Below are 8717 nucleotides of genomic sequence, written 5' to 3'. Positions count from 1 at the left end.
GGTACTTGCCGGTCTTGTCGTTGGCGATATTCCACAAATCCCCCTGGCTCAACTTGCCTTCTCCGACTGCCGGATCCCTCGCCAGCAGGTAGGCCGCGCTGGCGGTATTCGGTTGGTTGACCGGTACCGTGGCGCCGTTCGGAATGGCGGCCGGCGGCGTGTTCGCCGCGGGCGGAGTAGTGGTAGCCGGTGGCGTCGTCGTGGCCGGCGGCGTGGTGGTCGCTGGAGGCGTGGTGGTCGCTGGAGGCGTGGTGGTGGCCGGCGGCGTGGTGGTGGCCGGCGGCGTGGTGGTCGCCGGCGGCGTGGTGCTACCCGGCGAATTTTTGGACGAGAATAAATTCAGGAAAGTGCTGAACACGCCGGCGTTCTTTTCTGGAGTGGTCGGCTTCTTGTTGTCTTCAACCAGCGCGTCCTTGATTTCCGTACGGTGGTCGCCGTCCATTTTGAACGAAGGACCGGTTTGGGTTTCACCGTCATCGAGTTGGTTCACATAGGTGACGGTAGTCTTGTTGGTTTCTTTATCAAAGCAGTACTGCAGGGTCGAATGGCCCGTGGTCGCATCAATTGCCATGTAAATCTCCTGAAAAGTAAAAAAGAGAATGTCGCCAAGATAAGTAAAAAATGGCGTGCCAAAGTTCCATCGCGGCGGCAGCGATTTCTCGACGGCCGCCTTGCCGTGCCTGAATTGGCGTCACAGCACCTGCAACTGGCGCCAGATCGGCAGCCGTTCGCGCAGGATCGCTTGCACCGTGTCCGCCAATTGCGCCTGGTCGATGGTGCTGTGGCCGCGCAGGCCGGCCGCCACCTGGCGCACGATGGCGGCGGCGTCCGGCGCCCCGGGCCCTGCCGGCTCGGCGCACAAGGCCAGGTAAACCAGCCGCTGCACCAGGCCGGCGGCGACGCCATTGCCCAGCAGCGGCGACGCCAACCCCTGGTAATCGTCATCGATGGTGGAGTGCCGGGCAATGGCCTGGTTCAGGCGCTGCGCCGCAGCCGGCGGCACGCCCGCGCCGGAAAAAATATACGGACAAACCTGCCCGGAGGCGATCAGCACCGCCGCCGTTCGCGCCATGCCGGCCAGCTCGCGGCCGGACAAGGCCGCCAGTTCGGCCAGCGTATGCGGACGCAGCGCCAGCGCATCGAATAACGGCGCATCAGCGGCGTCATGCGGCTTGACATCGGCGCGTCGCACCGTCAGCGCCAGTCCGCTGCGCAGCAGCCATTCGGCTTGCCGCAGCGGCTTCATGCGGCGCGCGCCGCGGACAAAGATATCCTGCCGATAGCTGGTGTTCAGCAAATAATCCTTGATGGTTTCGCGCAGGGTATGGTCGTCGACGGCATCGAGCAATTGCTGCTGTTCCGGCGTGAAGGCCAGCGACGGGAACGCATGCGGCAGATGGGCCGAACCGGCATAATCGAGCTTGGCGCCGGCCAGGTCGTGCGCCACATCCTTGTGGTACAGCGGCTGCCAGCAGCGGTGCATGTATTCGTGGGCCAGGTAGTCGGACGATTCGCGCTGCAGCGCGTCAAGCGGCCTGGACAAACCCGGATTGGCGTCAAAATACCCCGCCTTGACCTGTTCCAGCTGGCGGCAGAATGCGCGTGCGCGGTCGACCTTGGTCCCGGTGCCGCCGGCCCGCAGTTCGGCGTGATCGACCAGCAAGCGCTGCAAAGGCAATGCCGAGGCCCAGCCCGGCATGGCGTTGTAGCTGATATAGACGATGCCGCCCGGTTTCAGGTAACGCTCGATGAAACGCACGATCTGGCGCCGGTTTTCCTCCGACACCCAGGTGTAGACGCCGTTCAGCGAAATGAAGTCGCATGGCGGCAGCGCACTGTGCTTGCCGTCGGCCAGATCGGCAAAACTCGCCTCCAGCAGCGTCAGGTTATCCAGTGCGGCCTGCCCGGCCAGCTGCCGCGCGCCCGCGACATACGCGGGATTGAAGTCGGCGGCAAAAAATTGCCCATGCGGGTTGCTGGCGGCCAGCAGGTTGGCGGTCAGTCCGCGCCCGAAGCCAAGCTCGAAATAAGTGTACGGACGGCCGGTATCGATGGGCTCGACGCCGTTCAAGGCACAGGCAAAGCTCAGGTAGACCGGACTCTGTTCGCGGAAGAAGCCGGCCTGGTAGTCGGTATCGGAGGCATAACCATCTGTCCAGTTCATTGTAGACACCCTTAAAGTAGAGACGCAAGCAGGAAAAAAATGGGGAAAATAAGCGGCGAAAGCTGAGCGGCGAGCACACCGCCGCCCACCGGCCGGAGACACTGTCCGGACAGTTGCGGCGATTGCTCTGGAAGACAAGACTGGGCGATGATATCGGCCCATCAGGCGGCGCAGGCTGGCTGCGATCCGGTGCGGACGCTTACTGCTGGTCGTTGAGACGCTTGGCCATCGAAGAAAAGGTCTGCAACTTTGTCAGCGCACGGCCTTGCGCCATGGCCCACAAAATATCTTCGGCGCCTTGCGGAGGAGCCGTGTTCGGGTCCATTTCTGGTTGCGATCGGGTCGAAAAATTGCCTGCTACGTTAGGGTAGTTCATCGATTCATCCTTTCAAATACACGCTTGGTGCGCCCTGTATGGTCATACGCACCAGCGTGCCGGCATGGTGGGCTGGCTTAGATTGCGTTGGCCGCAATCTCATTGGCTTTCTTCTGGGTCGCAGCGGCCATTTGCGCCTGGGTCAGGATCTGGTTGATCGCCATGCCTTGCGCAATGTTTCCCAAGCCGAGAGCCAGCTCTGCTCCGCCTGCTGCTGCACCAACGCCGCCAGGAATAGATGGTATTGCCATGATTAACTCCAATCAAAAAAAGAAACTTCGTTTAAGGGAATCGGGAGTTTTGCTCTCCACTGCTGATAAGTGGTGGACTGCGCGTCCAAGTTCCATCGCCGTTGCATTTTTTTGCATCATTTTTTTCACACTTCCGGATAACCGCGGTAACCGCCGACCGGCGGCGTTTGCCGGGAAAAGCGCTGTATCGGTCCGGGATAGATGCCGTGATATCCCAGCCATGACGCTGCCGGCTCGCCGCCGTCGAGCCCGTCGTGCGCTTGCAGCGGCAGTTTCAGCTTGACCAGGCCGGGATAGTTGAACTGCGCCGCGCCCATCGCGCCCATCACGCCGCGATGCGGGCTACCTGCATAATCGAAAGTCAGCGCCAGCCCCCGCGGCTGGGCGTAATCGACAACTTGCCCCCCTTCCACGACCGCCCGGCGCGCCTGCTTATTGTTTAGTAATTGCGGATCGGCCAACACCATCGGCACCTTGGCAGCGACAGGGTGATGCGCCGCCAGCGCCGCCTTGAACACTTGGGCGCTGGCGCCGCCCAAGGAAAAACCGCTGACCAGCTCCAGCTTGGCGCGCGGTTCGCTGGCCAGCATCTGCGCAACGATCTTTGCCGCATCGCTGGCGCCGTCCATCACTTCGCCATTACCTCCCAACACGGTAGTCGCCTGCTGCCTGAAATCCTTGACATTCAATGCAGTGCCATCGAATTGAATCGCCATCGCCGAACGTCGGCTATCCCAGGCGATTTCCATGTTTGCCTTGCTCATCGCGGTATCCAACTCCCTGAGCTTCTCGACTGGTACTTTCGGAAACAGCATCGCGAGATGGCCAAGATTGACATTTTTTTCATATTGCACCATCGGCTGCTGGCCTGCAGCGATCTCGGGCGTGAACCACAAATGCTGGAACTTATCGAGCACGGCGCCGATTTCACCGTTGATACCACGCTCATTCAAGTGCGCACTATCGATGCCGAGCGCATCGGCGACGGCGGTCCTTTCGGCTGGCGTCATCTTCTCGACATTGTCGGTAACGATTTTTGTTCCGGATGGCAACTGGTTGATCGATGGCGAACTGGCCTTGAACATCTGCCGCAAACGCAGTGCCGCGGTGCCGCCGGCGTGGCGGGTTTGGCGCGACGGCTCGGCCGGCCGCTGCGGCGTACCGGCAGGATGGGTAACGGGCGGCGGCGTGGCCGCCGGCGAAGTGGACAAGGGCTGGGCGCCCGACAAGGAAGGAAAGGTCAGTTTCACGGCAGGCTCGCGTCGGCAGTCATAAGGGGCGCCCCGCAACAGGCAAGGCGGCATAAGCTGCGCATCAGTGGCGGCGGCGATGTACAGAGTTCCGCCTGCCCTTCCTTTTGACGCTACCGCGCGATGACGATCTGGCCGCGCAAGCCGGCAAAGCAAGCTGACGCAGCGCTCACCACGCCATGTGCAACTGCTGCTTGTCCTCCAGCGCCAGCAGCAATTTCTTGGCCTGCAATCCGCCGGCGAAACCCGTCAGCGCGCCGGATGCGCCGATCACGCGGTGGCAGGGCGCGACGATAGAAATCGGGTTCTTGCCATTGGCCGCGCCGACCGCCCGCACCGCCCTGGGATTGCCGATCTGGCGCGCGATCTGGCTGTAGCTGCGGGTTTCGCCGAACGGTATCGTCAACAGCGCCTGCCACACCTGCTGCTGGAATGCGCTGCCGGCAAGGTCGAGTTCCAGCGCGAAGCTGTCGCGCCGGCCGGCAAAATATTCCTGCAACTGGCGCTGCGTTTCCAGCAAGACCGGACGCTCCGGATCTTCGCGCATCGGCCCCAGCCGAACCCGGCCAGGCTGCTCGTTTTGCCACAGGATCGCGCACAGCCGGTCGCCGTTGGCGACCAGCTTCAACTGGCCGACCGGCGAGTCGATGGTTTTGTAGACATAGGACACGGCAACCCCTGTATTTAGAGCCTATCCCAGTAGTGAGCGTCTTGTTCTGGCGCCCCTCAGGAACGGGGACTGCGTTGCTGATGCGCTGCCAGCAGAAGACGCTCACTACTGGGATAGGCTCTTAGCCAGATCATACTGTAACGCTTCCAGTCACTGAAAGCACGACAGATCTTGCTATTGAATCGCGCGGCGTTTGCCGTCAGCCGCGCAGGTAAGGATAAGTCAGCGCCAGGAACTGCACCGCGTTGACGATGAAGTGCGTGGCGATGGCCGCCTCGATTCTTTTGGTATAACGATAGGCAAAACCGTAGCCCAGGCCGGCCATGGTCGCCAGCAAGATCACACGCCAGCCGCCGGCGGCATGCGTCAGGCCGAACAGTACGCTGGCAACCAGCAGCGCCACGGTTTCACCGGTAGTGGTGTGCTTCAGGAAGGCTGCGATCCGCTCTTGCAACAAACCACGGAAAAAGGCTTCTTCGGCAACACAGGTCAACAGCAGATTGACCAGCAAGAATTGCAGCGTGATGTCGGGCAATTTGAAATCCGGCTTCACAAAACCGATGGCCAGCGCGGTGCCGACCACTGCGACCAGCGTCACCGCCATCACCGGCACGGCCCGCTTGATGGCCTGCGCGAATTCCTGCCAATTGTGCGCGCGGGCGCAGAACAGCGCGAGCAACACCAGGCCAGTCAAACCCTTGTCGAAATTCAGATACTGGGTAAACGGCGCGCCGCCGGGCGACAAGACCAGCTTGTCGATGATGCGCGGATTATGGAAACCGGGCGCCAGGTGCATGGCCAGCACCAAGCCGGCCAGCATGGTCAGCAACAGCAGCAGCCGGGCCAGCCATTGCGCGTCCGGCTTGCGGCCGCAGCGCTCGGCATACGAGGCCAGCACGACAAACACCACGATGGAAAGCAGCGCCAGCGGCGCCAGGATGCCGCTGGCGAGACCGCTGACTATGGCCGCCAGCAACAATACACCCCAGGCAGGGATGCGCAGCGATGGCGACAAACGCACATCGGTTAACCATACGGATAAGATGGCCAAAGCAAGCAGGCCGTAAGTGACGATCATGGGGAACCTTGGTAAAAGAAGGAAACGGCTGTCAGTATAATCGACCTGCAACAATGTGACATATGTAATCGTTTCCCACGAAACAAAAATTCCGGCGGGTAGGTCCAGCGTGCCTTGTTTGGAAAAACAGTGCGTAAACGCAAAAAAGGGAAGCCATGACGACTTCCCTTTCGGATTCTGGAGCGGGAGAAGAGTCTCGAACTCTCGACCTCAACCTTGGCAAGGTTGCGCTCTACCAACTGAGCTACTCCCGCTTGGAGCACAAATTATCTGGAGGCGAGGACGGGAATCGAACCCGTCTAAACGGCTTTGCAGGCCGCTGCATAACCTCTTTGCTACCTCGCCTGAGGTCTTACTTTTGATCTCACTTATTGCCAACTTATTTCTAAGCCATTGATTATTAACGAGTTTCATCTCGTCGCAAGATCAGATCAGGGCGCTATTATCGCCTCGTTCCGCGCTATTGGCAAGTCCCATCCGGACTTATTTTCCAGCAACGCTTGCAAAATGGCTAATTTGTGCATAAGTAATAGCTTGCTCACTATCTACTTGATAATGAGGGTGATTATCATTTAGACTTTCACTCTTATTTAGGATCGATAACGCAGGCGCCCACGGGCGAGAAAGAGAATCAATAAATGGCACGTTTGAAAAGCCGGCAGCCAGGTGCGGGATTGTGTTTGAGTCAATGCGCGGCAGCCGTTGCCGTCGCCATGCTGGGCTTGCCCGGCGCAGTACATGCCCAGCAAGCCCAGCAGCAAACCGACGCGCAGCACGAAACCTCCTCCGACATGGCGGCGCCGCACACCGTCACCGTGACCGGCAACTGGCTGAGCACCCCGAGCAATGCAAAAGTGCTGGAACATCCGGGCGCGCGCAGCATCGTGGTGCGCCAGCGCATCGAAGAAAGCGGCTCCAGCAGCGTGCGCGACGTGCTGCGCCAGATTCCCGGCGTGCAAGTACAAGAAAGCAACGGCACCGGCGGCAGCGACGTCTCGCTCAACGTCGGCATCCGCGGCTTGACGGCGCGCCTGTCGCCGCGTTCCACCGTGCTGATGGATGGCGTGCCGATGTCGTATGCGCCGTATGGCCAGCCGCAACTGTCGCTGGCGCCATTGGCGCTGGACAACCTGGAATCGGTCGACGTGGTGCGCGGCGCCGGATCGGTGCGTTATGGCCCGCAAAACGTGGGCGGCATCATCAACTTCGTCACACGCGCGATTCCCAAGGATTTCAAGGCCAGCCTGAGCCTGGGCTCGGAATTGTACCGCCACGGCGGCGACGTCAAGTCGACCCCGAGCTTCTTTATCGGCGGCACCAACGACAACGGCCTGGGCGGCGCGATCCTGTATTCGGGCACCCACGGCGACGGCTACCGTTCCAGCAACGACAAGATCGATATCGACGACATCATGCTGAAGGCCGCGTACCGCATTTCGGCCAATGACACGATTGCGGGAGCGCTGCACCACTTCGAAGGCCAGGGCGACATGGCCGGCGGCCTGACCAGCGCGCAATACGCGCAGGACCCGTTCCAGTCGACCCGTCCGTACGATCAATTTTCCGGACGGCGCACCGACACGTCGCTGAAATACACCCATAACGATGGTGTCAACAATGCCGAAGTGCTGGCCTACTACGTCGATTCCTTCCGCGGCAGCTTCATCGAACAGGAAGGCGGCGGGACCAGCGCCGGACAGCGCCGCCTGACCACCGCACCGCGCAGCTATCATTATTTCGGCATCGAACCGCGCTATTCGCGGCTGTTCGAAACCGGCGCGGTGAGCCAGGAAGTCAGCGTCGGCTACCGCTACCTGAAGGAAAGCAGCGCCGAAGTGGCCGGCCGCACCGCGTATTACAAGCCAGCCAGCGGTTTCGACGCGTTCGCCATCCCGATGCTCACTTACCAGACCAGCCAGGGCGGCACCACCGCGCATGCGCTGTATATCGACGACCGCATCAGCATCGGCAACTGGACCATCACGCCGGGAGTGCGGCTGGAAGACATCAGCACCTTCAATAATGTGTCGAACTTCGCCACCAACGGCAAGCTGACCAGCGCACTGTTCCCGAGCATCGATTCACGCGAAACGCTGCCGACGCTGTCCGCGCTGTACCGCGTCAGCGAGCGCTGGACGGTATTCGCCAACGCCGGCAAATCGTTCGGCCCGCAGCAGTACGCGCAACTGGCCTCGACCACCAACGGCCTGCACCCGGAAATGGCGACCACCTATGAAATCGGCACGCATATCAATGGCACGGCCTGGGGCGGCGAATTCACGCTGTTCAACATCGACTTCGATAAAGAGCTGCAACTGGCGCGCTCCATCGTCGGCGACGGCACCTGGACCGACCTGGGCGCAACCCGTCACCGCGGCCTGGAATCGGCGCTGCGCTACGACCTGGGCGACCTGAATCCGGTCCTGAAAGGCTGGTCGGTGTCGGCCAACTTCACCTACACCCAGGCGCTGTCGCAAGCCGGCGCATTCCAGGGCATGGACTTGCCGCTGTATTCGCGCCAGGTCGGCTCGCTGGGCGCGCGCTACGCGATCGACCGCTGGACCTTCAACGCCGACCTGTTCGCCAACTCCAAACAGCGCTCGCCCGATTCGCCGGTCGACGGCGCGACCTACATCACCAAGGAAGACGTCACCGGCCGCCTCGGCGACATTCCCGGCTACGCCACCGTGGCGCTACGCGGCGGCTACGACTTCGGCAAGCAGATGAAGAACCTGAAGCTGGCCGTCGGCGTCAAGAACTTGATGGACCGCCGCTACTTCACGCGCTCGACCGATAACAACGGCGGCAAATTCGTCGGCCAGCCGCGCACGCTGTATTTCCAGACCTCGCTGGTCTTCTAAGCGATCCTCCAGCAATGCCAGTCACTGGGCTGGTGTGCGGCGCAAGCCCACACCAGCCCATTTTTTT

At 61.2% G+C, this 8717-nt stretch carries 6 protein-coding genes, 2 tRNA genes and 1 pseudogene; 1 reads left to right on the top strand and 8 read right to left on the bottom strand.

Annotated elements, in window-relative coordinates; all coding sequences use genetic code 11:
• Positions 1-691 precede the first annotated feature (691 nt).
• The 8 genes and pseudogenes from GJA_RS07695 to GJA_RS07670 all read right to left on the bottom strand — a co-directional run bounded on the left by GJA_RS07695 (position 692) and on the right by GJA_RS07670 (position 6134).
• Complete coding sequence (locus tag GJA_RS07695) at positions 692-2164, bottom strand: class I SAM-dependent methyltransferase (protein ID WP_038490659.1); 1473 nt, start codon at positions 2162-2164, stop codon at positions 692-694.
• Positions 2165-2363: 199 nt separating this feature from the next.
• Positions 2364-2540: a hypothetical protein gene (locus GJA_RS27750; protein WP_156484097.1), complete on the bottom strand. Its 177-nt coding sequence runs from the start codon at positions 2538-2540 to the stop codon at positions 2364-2366.
• A 77-nt stretch (positions 2541-2617) separates the two neighbouring features.
• Positions 2618-2791: a hypothetical protein gene (locus tag GJA_RS27745; protein WP_156484098.1), complete on the bottom strand. Its 174-nt coding sequence runs from the start codon at positions 2789-2791 to the stop codon at positions 2618-2620.
• Positions 2792-2916: 125 nt separating this feature from the next.
• Positions 2917-4041, bottom strand: a complete 1125-nt coding sequence (locus GJA_RS07690) for a hypothetical protein (protein ID WP_038490656.1) — start codon at positions 4039-4041, stop codon at positions 2917-2919.
• A 190-nt stretch (positions 4042-4231) separates the two neighbouring features.
• Positions 4232-4711: pseudogene (locus tag GJA_RS07685) on the bottom strand (methylated-DNA--[protein]-cysteine S-methyltransferase); the annotation flags it as partial.
• 199 nt (positions 4712-4910) lie between these two features.
• Positions 4911-5789, bottom strand: a complete 879-nt coding sequence (locus GJA_RS07680) for a CPBP family intramembrane glutamic endopeptidase (protein WP_038490651.1) — start codon at positions 5787-5789, stop codon at positions 4911-4913.
• Between the two features lie 178 nt (positions 5790-5967).
• Positions 5968-6043, bottom strand: a tRNA-Gly gene (locus tag GJA_RS07675).
• 17 nt (positions 6044-6060) lie between these two features.
• Positions 6061-6134: transfer RNA gene (locus GJA_RS07670), tRNA-Cys, on the bottom strand.
• A gap of 293 nt (positions 6135-6427) precedes the next feature.
• Here GJA_RS07670 and GJA_RS07665 point away from each other — a divergent pair.
• The gene (locus tag GJA_RS07665; protein ID WP_051780422.1) at positions 6428-8650 is read left to right on the top strand and encodes a TonB-dependent receptor family protein; all 2223 of its coding nucleotides are present in this window, start codon (positions 6428-6430) and stop codon (positions 8648-8650) included.
• The last annotated feature ends 67 nt before the right edge of the window (positions 8651-8717 follow it).

This window comes from Janthinobacterium agaricidamnosum NBRC 102515 = DSM 9628, from assembly GCF_000723165.1.
Taxonomy (GTDB): domain Bacteria; phylum Pseudomonadota; class Gammaproteobacteria; order Burkholderiales; family Burkholderiaceae_D; genus Janthinobacterium; species Janthinobacterium agaricidamnosum.
Note: the sequence above shows the minus strand (reverse complement) of the source record. Positions and strands in the feature narration are given on the sequence as shown.